Annotated in this window: 17 protein-coding genes and 1 pseudogene; 13 read left to right on the top strand and 5 right to left on the bottom strand. The window is 72.6% G+C overall.

The window, feature by feature from the left end; genetic code table 11:
- The first annotated feature begins 4 nt into the window (after positions 1-4).
- The 7 genes from B5D80_RS15020 (at position 5) to B5D80_RS32930 (ending at position 7,320) form a co-directional block, all read left to right on the top strand.
- A complete protein-coding gene (locus B5D80_RS15020) occupies positions 5-1,459 on the top strand; it encodes an AMP-binding protein (protein ID WP_245854606.1) in 1,455 nt (484 codons plus the stop codon).
- Positions 1,446-2,225, top strand: coding sequence for a hypothetical protein (locus tag B5D80_RS15015; protein ID WP_088644496.1), 780 nt, complete (start codon positions 1,446-1,448; stop codon positions 2,223-2,225). The genes B5D80_RS15020 and B5D80_RS15015 overlap by 14 nt, the downstream gene beginning before the upstream one ends.
- Positions 2,222-2,725, top strand: coding sequence for a phosphopantetheine-binding protein (locus tag B5D80_RS15010; RefSeq protein WP_144081674.1), 504 nt, complete (start codon positions 2,222-2,224; stop codon positions 2,723-2,725). The genes B5D80_RS15015 and B5D80_RS15010 overlap by 4 nt, the downstream gene beginning before the upstream one ends.
- Positions 2,725-4,230: an AMP-binding protein gene (locus B5D80_RS15005; RefSeq protein ID WP_088644494.1), complete on the top strand. Its 1,506-nt coding sequence runs from the start codon at positions 2,725-2,727 to the stop codon at positions 4,228-4,230. Before B5D80_RS15010 ends, B5D80_RS15005 begins: the two co-directional genes overlap by 1 nt.
- A complete protein-coding gene (locus B5D80_RS15000; RefSeq protein ID WP_088644493.1) occupies positions 4,227-5,180 on the top strand; it encodes a thioesterase domain-containing protein in 954 nt (317 codons plus the stop codon). Before B5D80_RS15005 ends, B5D80_RS15000 begins: the two co-directional genes overlap by 4 nt.
- 48 nt (positions 5,181-5,228) lie before the next feature.
- Positions 5,229-6,953, top strand: coding sequence for a condensation domain-containing protein (locus B5D80_RS14995; RefSeq protein WP_088644492.1), 1,725 nt, complete (start codon positions 5,229-5,231; stop codon positions 6,951-6,953).
- Positions 6,954-7,146: 193 nt separating this feature from the next.
- Positions 7,147-7,320 (top strand): putative ATP-grasp target RiPP, encoded by a 174-nt coding sequence (locus tag B5D80_RS32930; RefSeq protein WP_144081672.1) that lies wholly within the window; start codon positions 7,147-7,149, stop codon positions 7,318-7,320.
- Between the two features lie 255 nt (positions 7,321-7,575).
- Here the strand turns inward: B5D80_RS32930 and B5D80_RS14990 are convergent, their stop codons facing one another.
- Positions 7,576-8,517, bottom strand: coding sequence for a phosphotransferase family protein (locus B5D80_RS14990; protein WP_158224185.1), 942 nt, complete (start codon positions 8,515-8,517; stop codon positions 7,576-7,578).
- Between B5D80_RS14990 and B5D80_RS33375 the strand changes: the two genes are divergently transcribed.
- From B5D80_RS33375 to B5D80_RS14975, 4 genes are all read left to right on the top strand, one after another.
- The gene (locus B5D80_RS33375) at positions 8,506-8,772 is read left to right on the top strand and encodes a hypothetical protein (RefSeq protein ID WP_158224184.1); all 267 of its coding nucleotides are present in this window, start codon (positions 8,506-8,508) and stop codon (positions 8,770-8,772) included. The two genes, B5D80_RS14990 and B5D80_RS33375, sit on opposite strands and share 12 nt — an antisense overlap.
- Before the next feature lie 94 nt (positions 8,773-8,866).
- A complete protein-coding gene (locus tag B5D80_RS14985) occupies positions 8,867-11,314 on the top strand; it encodes a tetratricopeptide repeat protein (RefSeq protein WP_088644490.1) in 2,448 nt (815 codons plus the stop codon).
- Between the two features lie 5 nt (positions 11,315-11,319).
- Positions 11,320-12,675 carry a condensation domain-containing protein gene (locus tag B5D80_RS14980; RefSeq protein WP_144081671.1) on the top strand — a complete coding sequence of 452 codons (1,356 nt, stop codon included), beginning with the start codon at positions 11,320-11,322 and terminating at the stop codon, positions 12,673-12,675.
- A 1-nt stretch (position 12,676) separates the two neighbouring features.
- Positions 12,677-13,954 (top strand): MFS transporter, encoded by a 1,278-nt coding sequence (locus B5D80_RS14975; protein ID WP_158224183.1) that lies wholly within the window; start codon positions 12,677-12,679, stop codon positions 13,952-13,954.
- Here B5D80_RS14975 and B5D80_RS14970 read toward each other — a convergent pair.
- From B5D80_RS14970 to B5D80_RS14965, 3 genes and pseudogenes are all read right to left on the bottom strand, one after another.
- Positions 13,902-14,861: a TIGR03557 family F420-dependent LLM class oxidoreductase gene (locus tag B5D80_RS14970; protein ID WP_088644487.1), complete on the bottom strand. Its 960-nt coding sequence runs from the start codon at positions 14,859-14,861 to the stop codon at positions 13,902-13,904. The genes B5D80_RS14975 and B5D80_RS14970 overlap by 53 nt on opposite strands.
- A gap of 137 nt (positions 14,862-14,998) precedes the next feature.
- Positions 14,999-15,165, bottom strand: a pseudogene (locus B5D80_RS35105) (ISL3 family transposase); the annotation flags it as partial.
- An 18-nt stretch (positions 15,166-15,183) separates the two neighbouring features.
- Complete coding sequence (locus B5D80_RS14965; RefSeq protein WP_088644486.1) at positions 15,184-15,780, bottom strand: helix-turn-helix domain-containing protein; 597 nt, start codon at positions 15,778-15,780, stop codon at positions 15,184-15,186.
- Between the two features lie 141 nt (positions 15,781-15,921).
- On the opposite strand from B5D80_RS14965, the gene B5D80_RS14960 reads away from it, so the two are divergent.
- Both B5D80_RS14960 and B5D80_RS14955 read left to right on the top strand, forming a co-directional pair.
- The gene (locus B5D80_RS14960; protein ID WP_088644485.1) at positions 15,922-16,560 is read left to right on the top strand and encodes a class I SAM-dependent methyltransferase; all 639 of its coding nucleotides are present in this window, start codon (positions 15,922-15,924) and stop codon (positions 16,558-16,560) included.
- Positions 16,561-16,639: 79 nt separating this feature from the next.
- Positions 16,640-18,232 carry an MFS transporter gene (locus tag B5D80_RS14955; protein WP_088644484.1) on the top strand — a complete coding sequence of 531 codons (1,593 nt, stop codon included), beginning with the start codon at positions 16,640-16,642 and terminating at the stop codon, positions 18,230-18,232.
- A gap of 92 nt (positions 18,233-18,324) precedes the next feature.
- Here the strand turns inward: B5D80_RS14955 and B5D80_RS14950 are convergent, their stop codons facing one another.
- Positions 18,325-20,430 carry a ThuA domain-containing protein gene (locus tag B5D80_RS14950; RefSeq protein WP_088644483.1) on the bottom strand — a complete coding sequence of 702 codons (2,106 nt, stop codon included), beginning with the start codon at positions 20,428-20,430 and terminating at the stop codon, positions 18,325-18,327.
- Positions 20,431-20,458 lie beyond the last annotated feature (28 nt).

The following is a 20,458-nucleotide window of genomic DNA, read 5'->3' as shown; positions in this document are numbered from 1 at the left end:
CCACATGGTGCCGGCGACGCTGGACCTGGTGACCCACGACAACGCGCGGCGGACATCTCCGGCTCTACACCTCGACGCTCACACCGTGTTGTCCTACGGTGAGCTGTCCGAACTGGTCGGCGAAGCCGAGCAGGCACTGCGCCACGACGGCAAGGCGCTGGTTCTGTGCGCGGGAGACCGCGATCTGCCCACTCTGCTGGCCTATCTGGCCGCGTTGCGCCTGGGGCACACCGTCGCGTTCCTCACCGCCACGGCGGAGAACCTCTCGGCGTATCAACCCGAGTTCGTCGTTCCGGCGCCCGGCGGCGGGACCGGACTGGCCGAACTGGGCTACCACCCGACCGCCCGGGAGATCGCCGGCGCGACGGTCTTCAGCCGGGACGGCAGCCGACCGGCGGGCGAGATCTTCCCCGGCACCGCATTGCTGCTCGCCACGTCCGGCTCGACCGGCAGCCCCAAGGCCGTCCGGCTGTCCTACCGGGGGCTGGCCGACAACACCGCGGCCGTCGTCCGCGCGCTGGGTGTCACCGCGGCCGAACGCGCCCCCACCACGCTGCCGATCAGGCACGCCTTCGGGTTGTCCGTGCTGAACACCCACCTGCTGGCCGGCGCGAGCGTCGCGCTCACCGGGCACTCACCGCTGTCGTTGGCGATGTGGGACGACCTGATCCGGTCCGGTGCCACGTCGTTCGCCGCGGTGCCGATGACCTACGCGGCATTCGGGCCGGCGCATCTGAACCTGCTGGAACGCAGCAGGGTCCGCACCATGACCCACTCGGGCGCACGGCTGGGCGAGGAGCTGACCGTGCGGCTGGCCGACACGATGCGACGGCTGAACGGCCGGTTCTTCGTGATGTACGGCCAGACCGAGGCGACGTCCCGGATCGCCCGCCTGGACCCCGCGGACCTGCCGCATCGTCTCGGCTCGGTCGGCACCGCGATGCCGGGCGGCACCATCACGATCCAGCCGATGCCAAGCCACGCGCGAGCGGTGCCCGGCGAGGGCGCGGTCCACTACCGTGGCCCCGGCGTCATGCTCGGCTACGCCAGCGGGCGCGCGGACCTCGCCCGTGACGCCGAGGTGGACGTCTTGGACACCGGCGACCTCGGATATCTGCGCGACGGCTACCTGTATCTGACCGGCCGTTCGAAACGGATCGTCAAGGTGCTGGGTGTCCGCACCAGTCTGGACGACCTGGAGCGCATGGTGGAGCGGCCGGGTCACCCGCTCGCGGTGGTATGCGGCGCCGACGAGGTGATGCATCTGGTCGGCGCGGGCGACCGGGCGGTGCACGAACAGCAGCGCAGGGACCTGGTCGAGCTGCTCGGGGTACCCAGCCGGCACGTCGTCTTCCGCCAGGTGCGCTCGCTGCCCCGGACCTCCGGCGGAAAGATCGACTACCGGACACTGGCGGCAGCCACGGAAGTGCGCGGAGGCTCGCTCGATGAAGCTGACTGACTGGCGGATCCTGTCCGATCGGGGGCCTGATCTCATCGCCTGCCTGGACTTTCCCGGGGCGCGTGCGGCGGCGGGCTTCACCGACCTGGCCGAGGGGGTGCCGGTCGACGCCTGCTTCCTGCACTTCAGGCAGGCCGGTGCCGGCCCGCTGGCGGCGAGCGTGGACCGCTGGGCCGCCGAACTCGCCGCGACCGGCCGACCGGTGCGCGCGGTGCTGGGCTACTGCGCCGGCGGCGCGCTGGCCACCCGCCTCGCGGACGCGATCGCCGCGACCGGCCCGGCACCCGTGGTCGTACTCTTCGACGCCGTGCCCACGACCGGCGAATCGGTGGCCGACCAGTTCATGTCGGCGGTGCAGTCCTCGGCCCGGCAGTTGACCGCGCAGGAACTGGCGGACGCCCGTGCGCTTTCCGAGCAGATCGTGACGAGGTATCCGGACGACCTGCGGCTTGTCGCGGCGGGCCTGACCGAACACTACGAGGCGCTGATGCGCGCGGTCGCCGACCGGTTGTCCCTGCCACTGTTCCTCCATCAGGAACTCACCGCCGGGTTCACCGCCTATCTGGACTACCTGCTGCTGGCCGGTGAGGGCGGGTTCGACACCCGCGCGTCGACTCCGCTGTTCGTGACCTCGCTCGAACACGAGCCGCCGGTGCAGCCGGCGCGGACCATCAGCCTCGATGTGGAGCACGACGATCTGCTGCGCGATCCCAAGGTGTACAAGCTCGTCGCCGAGATCATCAGAGGAGAGATACCACAGTGGTGAGCCTGCCGAAGATATCCGAGGTCCTGTCCGCGCATTCCGCGGTCCGCCGAGCCGAGACCGTGATCGTGCGCTGCGATGGGCGGGACGTGACCGTGGCGGCCGCCGAGCTGAACCAGTACGTGAGCGGGCCGATCCTGCGTAACCACGTGTGGCAGGAGTTGGGCGAGGACAGCGGGCTCGCGGCCGTCCTGATCGTGGAGAGCATTCCGGCCGGTGACGCGGCGAACGCCGAATCCCTCGCCGCCGCGGTGGCGGACGGGCATTGCGCCCTGTTCGAGGAGCCCCGCGACGACGTCGAACGCCGTGTGGCGGCGATCTGGTCGGAGACGATGGGCGTGACGCGCGTCGGCGTGCACGACGACTTCCTGGAACTGGGCGGCGACTCGCTCTCGGCCCTGCGCATCATCACCGCCATCGAGGCGCAGTTCGACCGGTCGCTGGACGTGTACGACTTCATGAGCGCGGGCAGTGTCCGCCGCCTGGCGGACCTGCTGCGCTGATGGAACTCAGCGTGCGCCGACGGGTCGCCGAGATCGCCCGGGCCGAGCCGGACCGCCCGGCCCTGATCGGGTTCGACGCCGACCTGGCCGAGCAGGTCCTTCCCTGGCAGCGGTTCGCCGACCGGGTCGGGGACGCGGCCGACGCGCTGCGGGCGGCGCTGGACCCGGGCGCGCGATCCTGCGTCGTCGTGCCGGCCGGCAACAACCTGCCTGCCGCCCTCGGCATCGCGGCGGCGCTCGTGGCCGAGGTGCCGGTCTTCCCCCTGAACCCGGCCACCCCGCCGGCCGAGCGCGACGCCCTGCTGAACCTGCTGGGTCGGCGGTTCGCACACGTCCACCTGATGGACGCCGAGCTTGAGCCACAGCGGGCGCAACTGCCCGCCGGACCCGACTCGCCGAGTACCGGCACCGGCACCGGCACCGGCACCGGCACTACGGCTTACCTGCTTGCGACCGGTGCCAGTTCGGGCATTCCGAAGATATCCGCACGGCCCGGACCGCTGCGCTACGACCCGGCCACGACGCCCTCCCTGGTGATCCGGCAGACCGGCTGGCGCACCGCGCAGCGGCAGCTCATCGTCGGGCCGCTGTACCACGCCGCACCGTTCACCGCGTTCATCGATGCCGTGCTGGACGGCAACACCGTCGTCCTCCAGTCGTTCTTCGCCCCGCAGTGGACGGTCGAGTTGGTGCGCCGGTACGCCGTGGAATGGCTGCAGCTGACCCCGACACACATGCGCGAGATCCTGCGTGTGCCGGACCTGGCCGAAGCGGACTTCGGCAGCCTGCGGGCGATGCTGCACACCGCGGCGCGCTGCGACCCGGACACGAAACGCGGCTGGATCGACCTGCTCGGCCCGCGGCGGGTCTACGAGCTCTACGGCGCGACCGAGGGGGTGGGCGTGACGCTGGTGCGCGGCGACGAGTGGCTGGCCCGGCCCGGAACGGTCGGCCGTGGCTTCCTGACCCAGATCCGCATCCTGGACGACGCGGGCCGTCAGGTCCCGCCCGGCACGAGCGGCACCGTGTTCATGCGGACCCCGCAGCGCCTCGGCCGCTCCGACTATCTCAACGACCAGTCGATCCGCACCACGGCGGACGGGTTCGCCACGGTGGGCGACCGCGGGCGGGTGGACCAGGACGGCTACCTGTACCTTGAGCCGCGCGGCCACGACACCATCAACGTGGGCGGCGAGAAGGTCGACCCGGACGAGGTCGAGGCTGCGCTGCGCGACCATCCCGCGATCCTCGACGCCGTCGCCGTCGCCGTCGCGCACCAGACGCTCGGGTTCGTGGTCGCGGCGCACGTGGTGCTGCGTCCGGGCGCGAGCGTACGCAAGGCCGAACTCGCCGCGCACTGCGGGCGGCGGCTGGCCGGCTACAAGATCCCCAAGCAGTTCACGTTCACCGCCCAGCTTCCCCGGTCGGCGGCCGGCAAGGCCCAACGCTGGCGGTTGACCCCCCACGACAAGCCCCATGACGAGAGTGGTGCGACCCCGCTATGAACACTGTTCGCGACGAGCCGATCGGCAACGGCTCCTTGACCGGCACCGGTTACGAGCGCCCCCGGGACCCGGTGGAGATCTGGCTGGCCCGGCAGTGGCAGCGCATCCTGGGCTTCGGCGTCGGCATCCGGGAGAACTTCTTCGGCGTCGGCGGCAACTCCCTGGACGCGGCCCGGGTGATCGACGCCATCCTGGGGGAGTTCGGCGTCCAACTGCCGCTGAACGTGCTGACCGAGCACCCGACGGTCGAACGCCTGGCCGCGGTGTTGCGCGACCATGACGAGCGGCCACCGGGCTCGCTCATCGCGATCCAGGACGGCGACGGTTCACGTACGCCACTGTTCCTGGTCCACCCGGACGACGGTCAGGTGGGCCGCTACTGCCTGCTCGCCAATGCGCTGGGCGAGGAGTTCGCCGTGTTCGGCCTCCAGGCGGGGGGTCTCCACAGTGACACACAACCGTCTCGCACGGTGCCGTCGATGGCCGATGCCTACGTCGACGCCGTCCGTGCGGTACACCCCACCGGCCCGTATCTGCTCGGTGGCTGCGGGGTGGGCGCGGCGATCGCCTACGAGATGGCCGTCCGCCTCGAAGACGTCCGGCTCGTGGCCGCGATCGACGTCGAACTGCTCGAACCTCTGGACACCGTCGTCGAGTCCTGGTCGCGCGAACTGCCCCGGCAGGCGCAGCTGCCGGAAATCCTGGCGGACTGGCAGGATCGAGGCCTGGTACCGCCGAACGCGACACCCGAGATCGTCGCGCGCTCGCTGCGCGTGTGGCAGGCCAACCGGGAGGCCGCGCGCGACTGGCGGCCGTCGCCGTACACCGGACCGATCGACGTCTTCGGCCGCGAGCAGAGCACGATCCTGCCGGCGACAGTCGCCCAGCGGGCACACGACTGCGACACGGTCGACCGCCTGGCCGCCGCGTTGCGCGAGCTGATCGGCTGACCGGCGATGAGCGCCGACACTGAAACCGCACCGCGCCGTCGGCGCCGTGTGGTCCTCACCCCGGCGCGCTCGATCCCGGTCGAGTTCGCCGGGGAGCGGGGCGGCGAGGGACCGCTCACCCTGGGCCAGCTCAACATCCTCAACTGGCTGGGCGCGATGCCCGAGCACTCCCTCGCGAATCTCTGGGTCGAGCTGCCGATCCCCGGCACGCCGTCCATCGAGGAGGTGACCCGGGCGGCGGCGGCGCTGATCGCCCGGCACGAGAGCCTGCGCACCACCTGTGCATCCGGTGGAGAGCCGCGCCAACAGGTCGCGAAGACCGGCGTCCAGCTGGTCGAAGTGTACTCGCTCGGCGAAGGACACTGGGGGCCGCGGGACCGCCCTGTGGTGGCCGAGGCGCTCATCAGGTGGCTGCGCGAGCATACCGACTCAGCATGGCGTCCGCTGCGGATGGCGGTGTCCGTCGCTCCCGACGACGGCGGTCGCGTCATCGCCTGCGCTGCCGGGTTCGCGCACCTGACCGTGGACCACGCCGCCATCGAGATCCTCAAGCGCGACTTCGCCGGCCTGCTCGACCAGCCCGGACGAGGACAGCTGGGCCACCCCGGCCACCAGCCACTGGACCAGGCCGAACTGGAGACGACGCCGGCCGAGCAACGCAGGGCCGAGGCGGCGCTCGGGTATCTGCGGGCGCAGCTGCAACGCGTCTCCCACTGCCTCTACACGGTGCCGGGCGCCCGACCCGGCGGCGAGTCGCTGGCGGTTGAACTGTCGTCGGTCGCCGCCGCGATGGCTGTGCGACAGATCGCGGCGCGCACGCGGGCCAGCCGGTCCAGCACCGTGCTGGCAGCGGTCTGCGCCGTGGTCGCCCACCGTGCGAACCGTCGGGAACTGGTGCTGCCGATCCTGTCGAACAACCGATTCGAACACCACCTGACGGGCTATGTCGGCTCCCTCGTCCAGAGCACGCTCGCCACCGTCGAGGTCGGCGACAGGGACTTCGACGAGCTGGTAGGCCACACCTGGGCTGCCGTGCTGGAGGCCAGCCGCCACGCCAGGTACGACGCGGCCAGGCGATCCGCCATGGACGAACTGGTCGAGCACGAACGCGGCCTGCGCATCAACTACGACCCCTTGTTCAACAGCCTCGTGCCCGAATCGTGGTCCGGGCTCACCGGGGGCGTCGGCTTCCAGGCCGGGCGGATCGACGCCGCACTCGCCCAGACCCGGCTGCTGTGGCGCCCGATGCCGCGTGCCGGCACACCGATCCGGTTCAGCCTCAATCAGCTCGACGGATGCCTGCGGCTCGACGCGTGGAGCTCCGACTCCGGCCTGATGCCGCGGGCCGAACTCGAATCGGTGCTACTGGCGACCGAACGCGTGCTGGTCGCCGCCGCCCCCGGTGACCTGCCCCGCGCCCGGACGCCTGAGGTCATCGGGCTGGAGCCCGTCACGGGCACACCGGACCGGATTCTGGTCGACTCCTGCTGGGTCGACGTGGCCGACGTGCAACGCCTCGTGGAGGCGGCGGTCGCGCCCGCCGTGGCACACGTCTTCGCTGAGGTCGGCGGCCGCCCGCTTGTCGCTCACCTCACCGCCACCGACACCGTCCGTACGCCGGAACAGGCGCACGCCCGCTGCATGGCCTTCCTCGCCGACCACCCCACAGCCATCACCCCACGCCAGTACGTCATCTGCGACGCCGCGCCGCCCGAACCGGATGATCCCGCGGCCTGGCCGACGCCTTCGGCCACCGGCTCCGGTCGCCGTTGACGGTCGCGGTCACGCAGCTCGGGTGGCTCACCGCCACCGACACCCGGTCTGGTTCCCGCCGGACACCCCGCCAGCCAGGACTGGGGTCCCGGACCAGGGAAATCCCTGGTCCCAGGCGGCTCCCAGCGGCACACACTGGTGTTCGTCCGGCCGACCAGCCGGGCGCTCCCTCCAGGGTGAACAGGGGTACGACATGAGGCGCAAGACCGTACGGATCGACAACATTCCGGCTGACGGCGTGCAACTGGCCGACGAGCAGCTCGCCCGGATGCTGGGCGGCCTGCCGAGGCGGGACGTCGGGGGTTCGTCGAAGACCATCGACGACATCCCCAACGGGGGCCGGAACGACACGGACAGCGACTTCTGATCACCGCCGTCGCCGGCCCGCCCCGTCCCGGGACCGGCCGGCGTCGGCCACCCCACGGTCCACTCTGGCGTCGAGGCCGTCGCCGGATCGCCGACCCCGATCGAGATCAGGGCCGGGCATGGCGGAAATTCAACTGTACGATCGACCTGCTGGACGGGCCGGTACGCCTGCTTCCGCAGCCCGGTGGCGAAGCTCGGTGAAAGCGGGATCGGCTCACGGATACGGTCCACCATGCCGGTGTCGACCACTGTCGGATCAGTCCATCGCCCGCGCGAGTAGGCCGGCCGGTCCCAGGTTCGCGGCGAGCAGCCGGACCGCCCTCGCACGCCACGTGTCGCCGTGGTCGCCCGGGGTATAGGCCTCCCCGGCGAGGAAGGCGACGTCGACCAGACCACGGCTTGCGCGCCAGTAGGCCAGGCGACGCGGGTCCACCGTCACCGGCCCGTACCCCTCGAAGAACCAGTCGCGTTCCCGATCGCCGATGTGCTCGTCGCCGTACGCGCCACCGAGGACGAACATCAGGTCGTGTTCGGGTGTGGACAACGCGGCGTCGTCCCAGTCGATGAGCCACATGCGGCCGGGGGCCGCCAGCACGTTGCCCAGGTGCGGATCGGTGTGGCACACGGTCGACGGTGTCACCGCCGACGCCAGCGACTCGACCCGGTCCACCGCCGCCGCGATGTGCTCCGCGTTGTCCATCCAGAGATTCCTGGTCTCCGCCGCGATCGCGTCGGCCGGTGGCGAGGCGTGCAGCAACGCTTCGGTCGCCCGGGTCGCGGCGAGTTCCCGGTCGTGGCCGGCGACGGGCAGCACGGCCGCCAGTTCCGGCGTGACCGGCAGGGCGTGTGTCGCGGCGAGCAGCGCACCGAACTCGCGCCACTGGGCCTCATCGAGACCACCGTCGAGGCCGTTGCGGTCACCGACCCACGGGGTCACCGACAGGCGGCGTCCGTCGCGCTCGGAGCAGAGGCGACCGTCCCGGGTACGAACCGGAGCGGCCACCGCTCGCAGTCCCCGATCGGCCAACGCGCCCGGCACCACGAGCCCGGCGGCGCTGCCACCGGCGGACCACTTGATCGCGTACGTGGCCGTTTCCGTGCGGCCCAGGAAGTTCTGCGCTGCCCGATCCACCCCGCCGGTGACCACGTCGACGGCGGTCAGGTGGATACCGAAGTCCTCGGCGACGTGAACGATCACGACGCGGATGTTAGCGCCGTGGATTCCATCAGGCAGACAGATTTCCGTCCCTCCCGATGGGCGTGCTCGGCGGGTTCTCCGCCGCCGACCACACTTCAACTGATTGATTCAACTCGATTGATGGGCGAGAATGGCGGGATCAGGGGCCGTCATCGCCCGTCTTCCTCGTCCGGTCGGGAGGAGGTGTCGAGCATGGAGCGCTACGAGGACCTCGAAGGAACCGCCGTGGGCCTGATCAACGCCGTCATCAACTGACGTCGCCGGTCACCAACCGGGCGGGCACGGGCTGTCCCTTCGTCGCGTGTCCGCCCCTCGGTACCGAACCAACCGACCGGGCGGGAGGACAGGGTTGGCCGACCTCACCTGGCGGGACCCGGCGGCGTTGCCGCTGCGCCCGCTCATCGACCTGACCGCCGATCCCACGGTCCCGCCGTCCCTGGTCGCCGAGGCGGCACTGTTCTGCGCCGACCGGCCCGACCCCTGCGACTGGCTGCCCGTCCACGCGCCGCCCGCCGACCTGCGTCGCACGATGCGCCGCGCCGGCCTGCTCGACGCCACGGACCCGCTCGTCGTCCCACCCGGGGTGGCTGAGCGACTCACGATCGACGACCACACCGGCCTGCTGTGGGCGGCCCGACTGATGCGCGCGCTGGGCCGCCGGGAGGACGCCGTGACACTGCTGCGGCGCATCGGTGGTGACGCGCCGCCCCCGGTGTACGCCTGGCGCGATCTCCTGCTCGCCGAGGACGGCCGGCAACCACTTCCCCCGGTTCCGTCCGAGGCGGCGGGCCTGCCGGTCCGCCTCACCACCGCACTCGCCCACGCCCGGTCCGCCGTGGCCGACGGGCAGGCGCTCACCACGGCGGAGTCCCTGGCCGCTGCTCTGGCCGGGGACCGGATCGGGGTGGTCGCCCGGGCCCGGATCCTCGCCGTGCGGCTGCGCTGCCCGGACGAGCCGGTGCCCGACGCCGACACGGTCCGCGCGACCGCTCGCGACCTGGGGACGGACCGGACCGACCTCCTCGCCCGGGACGCCGCACTGACCCTGCTGCGGGCCGCCACCCGCGCCGCCCTGGACGGGACCGATGTCGGGTCGGCGTACGAGTTCGCCAGTGCCGCCCTCGACCTCGATCCGACCGGCGCGGCGACCCGGCTGCTCGTGGCGGACGCGGCGCGGGCAGCGGGTGACCGGGAGTCGGCCCGTACCCACTACCGGGTGGCCGTCCGGACCGGCCTGGCCGAGCGGACCGCCGCGCTGGCCGGACTGCTCGACCTGGCGGCCCCCACCGCGCCCGACGCCTACAGCGGGCCCACCGGTGGGTCGACTCCAGCCGCAGACACCGGTGAGCTGGTGGGGGCGGTGGCGGACCTGCTCGCCACGGACCGCCGCGCGGAGCGGGACCGCCTGGCGGTGCTCGTGGCGCGGGGTCCGGCGTTGGAAGGCACGGTCTGCGCCGACGCGGTGCGGTGGGCGGTCGCCGTACGCGATCCGGTGGCTGGGGCGCGTCCGCTTCCGCTGGAGCGCTACCGGCCGTTCCTCGATCTCAGCCCGAGCGGGGTCCTCGACCCGGTCGACACCCCGCCGGTCGCGATCCACACGCCGCTGATGTCGTACGCCGCCGTGCTGGAGCGTCGCGAGCCCTGGTTCCGGGAGATCCACCCGCAGCGGGCCACGGCCGCCATGTTCCGCGACGAGATGCAGGCGACGGCGGCGGTGTACGGGTACGCCTGCGGTGGTGCCTCGGCCGACTACCGGACGTGGCTGGCGGCACCGGACGGCTGCCCGCCCGAGGTGCGGGACCGGCTGGCCAACGTGTCCGACCTGCCGCCGCTGGACCGGGCGTTGCTGGGCCGGCTGCTGTCCGCGCTGGGTTTCCACGCCGAGGCCAAGCGGATCCTCCCCGGGCCGGACGTGCCGGTACGCGACCCCGAGAGCGCGTACGCGCTGGCCAGTTGGATCTTCGCCGAGCAGATGCTCACCACGGGGCACGCGGCCGAACTGGAACCGCACTTCCGCACGTTGTACGACCAGCTCGGCGACGACGTCCGGTACGCGCGCACGCGGGTGGTCACCACCATCAACGCCACGGTCAACGCGGCCCGACGCCGGGAGCCCGACACGATCGCCAGGTGGCGCAAGGTCGGCGAGGAGGACCTGGCCCGGTACACCGCGCTGCCCGAGGTGTCGGAGTTCGACGCCGCGATCATGACCAGCAGATGGTTCCGGGCCATGGGGTTCCTGCCGTTCCTCACCGGCGACCGTGACCTGCTGCGCGCGGACATGGACCGGTGGCTCGGCATCGCCCGGGAGGTGACCGGGCACGACGGGCACACCCGGATCATCGCCGCCGACAACTACTTCCCGGCCGTGGAGACCGCCGTGCGCACCCACACCCACCTCGGCGAACACGACACCGCACTGGCCCTGGTGGACGAGTTGGCGCAGCGGATCGATCCGATCGACCCGAAGACCTGGCTCACCGCGGGCGAACTGCGGTACCAGGCCGGCGACCACGACGGCGCGCTTGAGGCGTACCTGCGGGCCGCGCACCTGCAGTTCCCGTACGGCCGGATCTCCTGGTTCAACGCCGGCCAGGTGCACGAGCAACTCGGCCGGGCGGACCTGGCCGCCGAGTGTTACCGCCTGTCGCTCGCGCACTGGCCGACCGGGGTGACGCCGCTGCGCCGGCTACGTGACCTGCACCTGCGCGGTCTGCTGCCCGACGACGGGGGAGCGTTGGCGGCCTGGATCGCGGGTCAGCCGGCGTGGTCGCAGCTGCCCGCGTTCGCGGGGTGAGCCGGGTGGGGGTGCCGCCCTACGGGGCGCAGCGTGAGCTGCTGCTGCTCAGCGACACCGACGGGGCCGGCCTGCCCCGGCACAACCCGATGCCCCGGGCGTGGACGCTGTGGCACGTCCGGGGCGAGGTGGACGTGCCGCGCCTGGCCGCCGCGATGCGGGCCGTCGCCGCCGGAAACGACGTGTGGCGGGCCCGGTTCGCCGCCGGCCCGGAGCTGGTGTGCGGAGCCGGGCAGCCGTTCCCGGTGACCACGGTGGACTGTGCCGACGTGCCGGCGGACCGGCTGCCGGAGGTGGCCGGGGCGGCGCTCGGCGAGGCGGTGTACGCGCCGATCGACCTGCGCCACGACCCGCTGGCCGGCGCCTGCCTGGTGCGGCTGGCCCCGGACGAGCATGCGCTCGCCCTCGTGGTGGACCACGGCTTCGCCGACCACGCGACGCACACCCGGTTCGTGCGCCGCACGGCGGCGGCGTACGAGCATCCGGGGCGAGCCCTGCCGGCGCTGCCGTCGTTCTTCGCGCACGCGGCCGGGACCGCCGCCGATCCGCGGCGGGCGGCGTCCCGGGAGTTCTGGGCGGCGGCGATGAGCCGGGACGTCCCGGCCGTCGCCTTCCCCGGCGGGCGCTGGAAGCCGTGGCGGGACACCACCGCCAGCGCCGCCTGGCCGCTGCGGCTCGACGCCGCGACCACCCGGGCCATCCGGTACGGCCGGGACCTCACCGGCGCGACCGGCTCCGGCCTGCTCCTGGCGGCCCTGTCGTTCCTGCTCGGACTCTGGGCCGACGCGGACGTCCCGGTGCTGTACGCGCGGGGCGGCCGGTGGACGCGGGAGAGCGTCGAGGTGCCCGGCGCGTTGCACGAGGCGGTGGTGAGCGTGCCGCCGGACCACCTGCCGTCCGCCTCGCTCGCCGACCGGGTCCGTGCTCTCACCGCCGTCAATGCCGCCGCGCCGCCGCTGCTCGGCCAGTGGCTCACCGACTTCGGTGGGGTCGAGGCCCTGCGGGAACGGCGTCGGCTCGTGCTCAACGTGGTGGCGGCGGAGCCCACCGTGACGGTGGGCAACGCCACGATCGGCCCGGCGGACCGGTTGCTGCGCGGCAGCGTACGACCGCCCGCAGGTCGGCGCGGGTTCCCCGCCCACAACGCGCTGCACCTGGCGGTGACGTGGTCGGCCGAACAGCCCGAGGTGACCGTCCACCACGACCCCGAGGTGCTGCCGGCCGCCGCGCCGTTCGGTGCCGCCCTGGTCCGGTTCTTCGCGCTGCTGGCCGAGCAGCCCGACATCGCCGCCGACCGGGCCGCCGACCTGCTGCGCGCGACGTGGCTACAGGCGACCGACGCCACGGCCGCGTCGACCTGACGTGGCGTACCGCCGTGGCGGGCTGCTCCGGCAGCACGACTTCCGGTCCCTGTGGCTCGGGGCGGCCGCGAGCCAGTTCGGTGCCCGGATGGCCCTGGTGGCGCTGCCGTTGGTGGCGGCCGGCCCGATGCACGCCTCCGCCTGGCAGGTGGGTCTGGTCGGCACCCTGAGTACGGTGGCGTTCCTGGTCGTCGGCCTGCCCGCCGGCGCGGTCGTCGACCGGGTGCGCCAGCGGCGGCTGCTCATCGGCACCGACCTGGGGCGGGCCGCGCTCGTCGCCTCGCTGGCCGTGCCGGCGGCACCGGGCGGGGTGGCGCTCGGCCAGTTGTACGTCGTCGTCCTCGGCGTCGGGGTGCTCACCGTGTTCTTCGACGTCGCGCACCAGAGTTACCTGCCCCGGGTGGTGCGGGCCGACGAGCTGGTCGAGGGCAACGCCCGGCTGAGCACCACCCTCGCGGTGGCGCAGGTCGCGGGGCCCGCGCTGGCCGGGCTGGCCGTCGAGCTGGCCGGCACCGGACCCGCCGTCCTGCTGATCGCCGTGGGGTTCGCCGGGTCCGCCGCGTACCTGGCCCGGATCCGGACGGCCGATCCACGGCCCGCCACCACCGGCCGGTCCCGGCTCACCGGGCAGATCCGCGACGGCGTGGCCTACGTGCTGCGCCACCCGGTGCTGCGGGTGCTGGCGCTGGCCGGCGGCGCGTACAACATGTTCGCCCTGGTGGTGCAGACGATGGTGCCGGTGCGGCTGGTCAGCGAGCTGGGCGCGTCCCCGGCGACGGCCAGCGCGTACTTCAGCGCGGGCGGCGCGGGCGGCATCCTCGGCGCGGTCGTGGCCCGGTGGCTGGCCCGCCGGCTCGGGCAGTACCGCTCGGTCTGGCTCTGCCTGCTCGGCACCGCACCGTTCGCGCTGCTCACCCCGCTGATCGACAGCGTCGGCGGGATCTGGTTGGCGGCCGGCGGCTACCTGGTGTTGTGGGCGGGGGCGACGGCCTCCAACGTGGCGCAGGTCAGTCTGCGTCAGCAGTTGTGCCCGCCCGAACTGCTCGGCCGGATGAACGCCACCATGCGGTTCCTGCTCGGCGGGGCGATGCCGGTGGGCGCGCTGCTGGGCACCGTGCTGGGGGCCGCCGCCGGTGCCCGGGTGGCCCTGTGGGTGGGTGCGGTCGGTCTGCTCCTGTCCTGCCTGCCGTTGCTGCGCCTGCGGGTGGCCCCGGAGGGGGAAGTGATCAGCCGAGGGGGCGCAGGCGGGCGGCGAGGGTGTCGCGGTAGAAGTCGATGAAGCCGTCCGGGTCGGGGCCGGCGTTCTGCAGCACGAGGTGGTCGAAGCCGGCGTCGACGTACTTCCGCACCGCCGCCACGTGCGTGTCCGGGTCCGGTCCGACGGCGAACTGGGCCCGGATGTCGTCGTCGGTGACGGTGCGGGAGGCGGCGTCGAAGTTGACCGGGTTCGGCAGTTCGCTCATCACCTTCCAGCCGGTCACCGCCCAGCGGCTGGTCTCCCACGCCGCCCGCACGGCCTGCTGCTCGTCGGGTGCCCACGCCAGCGGCACCTCGGCGTAGCGCGGACCGTCGCCGCCGCCGCGCCGGTACGCCTCGACCAGGTCGGGTTTCGGCTCGGTGGCGAACAACCCGTCGCCGTACTCGGCGGCGATCGCCGCGGACACCGGACCGCTCGCCGCCACCGCGATCACCGGAGGCTCGGCGGGCAGGTCGAACACCCGCGCGTCCTCCAGTTGGAGGTGCCTGCCCTCGTAGGAGCGGTAGCCGCCCCGCCAGAGCAGCCGGATGATCTCCAGTGCCTCGCGGAGGCGTTCGTGGCGTCCCCGTACGCTCGGGAAGCCCCGGCCGACGACGTGTTCGTTGAGTCGTTCCCCCGCGCCCACGCCGAGGGTGAACCGCCCGTCGGAGACGATGGCCAGGGTTGCTGCGGCCTGCGCGATGATCGCCGGGTGGTAGCGCACGGTCGGGCAGGTCACCCCGGTGGCCAGGCCGATGCGTCCGGTGCGCGCTGCGATCGCGCCGAGCACCGTCCAGGTGAACGACGAGTGGCCCTGCACGTCGAGCCAGGGGTGGAAGTGGTCGCTCATCTCGACGAAGTCGAAGCCGGCCTCCTCGGCCCGTACGGCCTGCCGGATCAGCTCCTGCGGCCCGAACCCCTCGCTCGACAGCTTGTACCCGATCTGCATGGCATCTTCCCGACGCTGGGCGACTCGACCTCCCCTGCCACCTTTCCACCCGAACGGGACGGAAACCGTCGGACCGGAATATTCCCTGACGCCCCGCTTGCGGTGAGTCGGGCGCTCAGGTCACCAGCCCGGTCCGGTAGGTATCGGTAGAGCAGTTTGCGGCTGCCTGGTAGCCGAGTTCGGTGACCTCGGCGAGGAGTTGGTGCCGCCGAAGGCGGGGTCTTTGTCGGCGGCGTCGACGTAGGTGGTCGACGAGGGTGGCCCGGTGTTGCTGCGGTATCCGGACGAGGCGTTGCGGAAAGCTCCAGGTCAGCCCGATCTCTCAGGAGGTCGTGCCCAGTCGCGGTGCGGCGCGTACGTGGGCGCGTTCGCCCTGCCTGCCGACGAGGCTCAGGAACTCGACGGGCCCGGAACTGGTCGCGCCGAACCAGTGCGGCGTGCGGGTGTCGAACTCGGCGGCCTCCCCGGCGTGCAGGGTGAGGTCGTCGTCGCCGAGGACCAGGCGCAGGGTGCCGTTGAGGACGTAGACCCAGTCGTACCCCTCGTGGGTGCGCAGGTCGGGCACGCGGTCGTCGTCGCCCGCCGGCAGGACGAACTTGTAGGCCTGGATGCCACCGGGTCGGCGGGTCAGCGGCAGGATGGTCACGCCGTCGGCGGCGGCGATGGGCCGCAGGTTGATCCGGGGGTCACCGGTCAGGGGAGCGTCTACGAGTTCGTCGATGGTGACGCTGTGGGCGCGGGCGAGTGGGAGCAGTTGTTCGAGAGTGGGGCGTCGTAGGCCCGCTTCGAGTCGGGACAGGGTGCTGGCGGAGATGCCGGTCTCCTCGGCGAGGTCGGTGAGGGTGATGTTGCGGCGCAGCCGTAGCTGCTTGAGCCGGGGGCCGACCGCGTCGAGGGTGCGGTTCACGTTCTCGTCCACCCGGCCATTTTGCCATTCGGCAAGAATCTTTGCGGGTTCTCCCCGGTGGTCGCAGGATCGCCTCATGACTGGCCAAGACGGGGAAAGGACAGGTCGAATGACCGCACCGAAGGAGATCGTCACGGTCGCGGAGGCCGTCCGATGACGCACCGCTTCGACCGGGACTACTGGCAACGGCACTGGCAGCCCACGGCCGGGCACCGGCCCGGCTCGATGGCCGGCAACCCGCCGAACCCGTACCTCTCCCGGGAGACCGCCGGCCTGGCACCGGGCACCGCGCTGGACGCCGGGTGCGGCGCCGGCGCGGAGGCGATCTGGCTCGCCACCCGTGGCTGGCGGGTCACCGCCGTCGACATCGCCGTCGAGGCCCTGACCCACGCCGCCGACCGCGCGAGCGCCGCCGGATTGACCGGACCGCCCCTCCGGTGGGTGGAGGCGGACCTGACCGGCTGGGAGCCGGGCGTCGGCTTCGACCTGGTCACCACGCACTACGCGCACCCCGCGATGCCGCACCTCGCGTTCTACCGGCGGATCGGCGGGTGGGTGGCGGCCGGCGGCACCCTCCTGATCGTCGGTCACCTGCACACGCCGCACCCCGGCGGCCACGGGCACCACCATCCGGCCGAGGCGACGGTCACCCTCGCCGACATCACCGCCGGCCTGGACGTGGCGGAATGGGAGATCCACACCGCCGAGGAACACCACCGGGGCATCCCCGGACCCGGCGGACGGACTGTCGCCCTGCACGACGTGGTCGTACGCGCCACCCGCCGCCCCTGACCCCACCTTCACCGCGACGCCGGGACCGAGGTCCACCCCGGCGCCGTACCGAACCGTGCCCTCGAAAGGAAACCCACGCATGTCCTCGCCCGACAGTCCCTCCCCCCTGGGTGGCCCCGACGCGACCGTCCACGACCCGCGCCGACGCCGCGCCATCCTGGTCGCGGTGTGTGTCGCCCTGATGGCGGTCATCGCCTCCGTCTCCGGGCTCAACGTCGCCCAGCCGCAGGTCGCCGTCGAGTTCGACGCGTCGCAGAGCACCGTCCTGTGGATGATCAACATCTACACCCTCAGCCTGGCCGCGCTGCTGCTCCCGCTCGGCGCCCTCGGCGACCGGGTGGGCCGCAAGCCGATCCTGCTCGCCGGCCTGGCCCTGTTCGGCGTCGCCAGCGCCGCAGCCGGCCTGGCCACCTCCGCCGCGATGATGATCGCCGCCCGGCTGCTCGCCGGCGTCGGCGCGGCGATGATCATGCCGGTCACGCTCGCCGTCATCACCTCCACCTTTCCCGACGGGGAACGCTCCAAGGCCATCGGCATCTGGACCGGCGTCGCCGGTGGCGGCGGCATCCTCGGCATGTACCTGTCCGCGGTGCTCGTCGACTGGGCGAACTGGCGGTGGCTGTTCCTGCTGCCGGTGGTCCTCGTCGTCGCCGCCGCCGTCACGGCCCTGCAGGCCGTCCCGAACTCCCGCGAACGGACGCGGCACCGCTTCGACGTCGTCGGGTCGCTGACGTCCGTGGTCGCCGTGACCGCCCTCATCTACGTCCTGCACGAGGGCCCGGTGCACGGCTGGACCGCGCCGGTGACCATGGTGAGCCTGCTCGTCGGTGTCGTCGCCGTGATCGGCTTCGTAGCGTGGGAACTACGCCTTCCGGCACCCCTGCTCGACGTCCGGCTGTTCGGTGACCGACGCCTCGCCAGCGGTTCGCTGGCCCTGCTGACGCTCTTCGGCGTCCAGGCGGGCATTTTCGTCGTCCTGTTCCCCTACTTCCAGGCCGTCCTCGGCTGGTCCGGCCTACGCGCCACCCTCGCGCTCATGCCCATGGCGGCGATGATGATGCTGTCCTCCGGCCTCGCCCCGCGGGTGGCCGCCCGCGTCGGGGCCCGCGCGACCATGGCCACCGGCATCGTGCTCGGCGGTGCGGGTCTGGCCCTGATGGCCACCCTCGTCTCCGTCGACGGCGGCTACCCGGCGATCCTGCCCGGCATGCTCGCCATGGGACTCGGCATGGGCCTCACCCAGCCCCCCTCCACCGAGGCCATCACCACCGCCCTGCCCCGCGACCGTCAGGGTGTCGCGTCCGCCCTCAACGACGTCACCCGGGAGTTCGGCACCGCGCTCGGCGTCGCGCTGCTCGGCGCGGTCCTGACCGCCGGCTACCGCAGTGCCGTCGACACCCACCTCGACACGGTCCCCGCCGGCACCGCCGATGCCGCCCGGGAGGGCATCGCCACCGCCATCGCCGCCTCCGACACGGCCGGTGCCCAGGCGCCCGCACTGGTCCGCGCCGCCCAGGAGTCCTTCGTGGACGGCTGGCAGCAGGCCATGTGGGTGGGCACCGCCGTGATGGCAGTCCTGCTCGGATACGTCCTGGCCCGGGGCCCGCGACGGACCGCACCCGGGACACCGGTGACCGTGCCGACGTCGACCGGCGACGTCACCGTCGGCTGACACCGGCCGGACGGCCGTCCGCGTCCGACGGCCGAAGACCCGACGTGCCCCCGCTGCCGGACCGGCAGCGGGGGCACGTCGGGTCTACCGGGTCACGGCAGGGCCCACTTCTGGTTGGCGGCGGCCAGGCAGGTCCACAGGTGGACGGCCTGGCCGTCGGTGGCGCTGTTGTTCGACACGTCGAGGCACTTGCCGGACTGCGGGTTGCGCAGGGTGCCGTCGGTCTGGGCGGACCAGTTCTGTGCGCCGCTGCCGTTGCAGGTCCAGAGTTGGATCTTCGTGCCGTCGGCGGAGCCCCCACCGGAGACGTCGAGGCACTTGCCCAGTGCCTTCACCGTGCTGTTCGGGGTGACCGTCCAGGTCTGCGCTGCGGAACCGTTGCAGGTCCAGATCTGGATCTGCGTACCGTCGGCGGTGGCCGCGTTGCGGACGTCAAGGCACTTGCCGCCGAGCCCGACGATCGGCCCGGTACCCGGGGTGCCGGGGGTGCCGCCGCCCCGGACCAGGGTGAAGTCGTCCACGTCGAACAGACCGGTCCCGGAACCGGTGAAGGTCAGGTACACGGTCTGCGTACCGGTGGGCACCCCGGCCAGGGTGGTGCTGACGTCGGCGTACGTGGTCCAGCTTCCGGTGTTGGGCACCGTCACCTGGCCGAGCAGCGGACCGGTGGCCGAGCCGGTCCGGATGCCGATGGTGCCGCCCGCCCCACCGGAGACCACCCGGGCCCGCAGCGAGGTGACCCCGGTCAGGTCGAGACCGGGGTACGCGGCCCAGTCGCCCGGGTCGACGTAGCCGAGGGTCTGCCCGCCGTTGGCCCCGGCCTTGGTGAACGCGCTGACCCCGTTGGCCGAACCGAACGCCTCCGCCTGCACCGTGGTGGTGCCGCCCGGGGTACCGCCCAATTCCTTGATCCGGACGTTGCGGAACGACACGTCGTCGCCCGTACCGTGGTTCTGGAGCCCGACGTGGCCGGCGAGCGAGCGGGCCGGGTCGGTGTTGGTGAAGTCGTTGATCTTCCGACCGTTGAGGAACACCTGGAGGCGTTCCCCCTCGACCAGCAACTCGTAGGTGTTCCACTCTCCCGCCGGGTTCAGGGCGGCGTCCCGGGCGGCCAGGTCGGCGGACTGGAAGGTGTAGACCGCGCCGGTGGTGCGGTCGGCGGCGTCGGTGGCGTCGATCTGGATCTCGTACCCGTTGTCCACCGCCGACCAGGGGTCGGTCGACGGCGGGAAGCCGATGAAGACGCCCGAGTTGTCGTCGCCGGCCATCCGCCAGTCCAGCTTCAGCGAGTAGTTGGTGAACTGCCTGGCGCTGTACCAGTACAGGCCCATGCCGCCGACGGAGGTGAGGGTGGCGTCGGCGTTGCCGAAGCTGCCCGGACCGGCCTGCGACCAGCCGGTCGTGGACCCGTTGTAGAGGTTGACGTAGCCGGTCTCCGGACGGCAGTCGGCCTTCGCCCGGCCGGCCGCGTACCGGATGCCGCCGAGCAGGTGGCTGCGGAACGCGGCCTCCGTGTACGACGCCTGGGTGTGCCCCAGGCCGGTGTAGAACGACCGGCCGGAGTTGACCGTCTTGCACCAGGAGATCGGATGGTCACCGCCCATCGAACCGCCCGAGTACGACGACTCGTCCAGGGTGGCGAGGACCCGGGCGCCCGAGCGCGGGTTGGTCTGGTAGTTGTACCACTCGTCGGTGCGGGTCCAGGTCTGCGGCAGGTGCCCGGTGGCCGGGTGCGCCCGGTTCTCGACGCGGACGTTCGCCTGCTGGATGGCCGGGTGTGAGGCGAAGTAGCCGCCCACCAGGCTGCCGTAGTACGACCAGCCGTACTCGGTGTCGGCGGCGGCGTGGACGCCGACGTACCCGCCGCCGCCGTTGACGTACGACTCGAAGGCGGACTGCTGTGCGGCGTCCAGGACGTCGCCTGTGGTGTTGAGGAAGACCACCGCCTCGTACTGGGCCAGGTTCGCGGTGGTGAACCGGGACGCGTCCTCGGTCGCGGTCACGGTGAAACTGTTCGCGGTGCCGAGTTCGCGGATCGCCTGGATGCCGACGGCGATCGAGTCGTGCCGGAACCCGGCGGTCTTGGAGAACACCAGCACGTCGTACGGGGCGTCGGCCGCACTCGCCGACATCGGGACGGCGAGGATCGCGGCGGCGGCGGTCACCGCGCCGAGGACGGATCGAAGGAGTCTGCGCATGTCACTCTCCCGAACGGGTGGAGGAGGG

Origin of the sequence: Micromonospora wenchangensis (assembly GCF_002210435.1) — a bacterium.
GTDB classification, from domain to species: domain Bacteria; phylum Actinomycetota; class Actinomycetes; order Mycobacteriales; family Micromonosporaceae; genus Micromonospora; species Micromonospora wenchangensis.
The sequence above is the reverse complement of the archived record's forward strand: the minus strand, read 5'-3'. Positions and strand labels throughout refer to the sequence as shown.

Coding starts and splice junctions, on each gene's coding strand:
- B5D80_RS15020 (WP_245854606.1), top strand. CDS start 5: ATGGTGCCGGCGACGCTGGACCTGGTGACCCACGACAACGCGCGGCGG.
- B5D80_RS15015 (WP_088644496.1), top strand. CDS start 1,446: ATGAAGCTGACTGACTGGCGGATCCTGTCCGATCGGGGGCCTGATCTC.
- B5D80_RS15005 (WP_088644494.1), top strand. CDS start 2,725: ATGGAACTCAGCGTGCGCCGACGGGTCGCCGAGATCGCCCGGGCCGAG.
- B5D80_RS15000 (WP_088644493.1), top strand. CDS start 4,227: ATGAACACTGTTCGCGACGAGCCGATCGGCAACGGCTCCTTGACCGGC.
- B5D80_RS32930 (WP_144081672.1), top strand. CDS start 7,147: ATGAGGCGCAAGACCGTACGGATCGACAACATTCCGGCTGACGGCGTG.
- B5D80_RS14970 (WP_088644487.1), bottom strand. CDS start 14,861: ATGCAGATCGGGTACAAGCTGTCGAGCGAGGGGTTCGGGCCGCAGGAG.
- B5D80_RS14960 (WP_088644485.1), top strand. CDS start 15,922: ATGACGCACCGCTTCGACCGGGACTACTGGCAACGGCACTGGCAGCCC.
- B5D80_RS14955 (WP_088644484.1), top strand. CDS start 16,640: ATGTCCTCGCCCGACAGTCCCTCCCCCCTGGGTGGCCCCGACGCGACC.
- B5D80_RS14950 (WP_088644483.1), bottom strand. CDS start 20,430: ATGCGCAGACTCCTTCGATCCGTCCTCGGCGCGGTGACCGCCGCCGCC.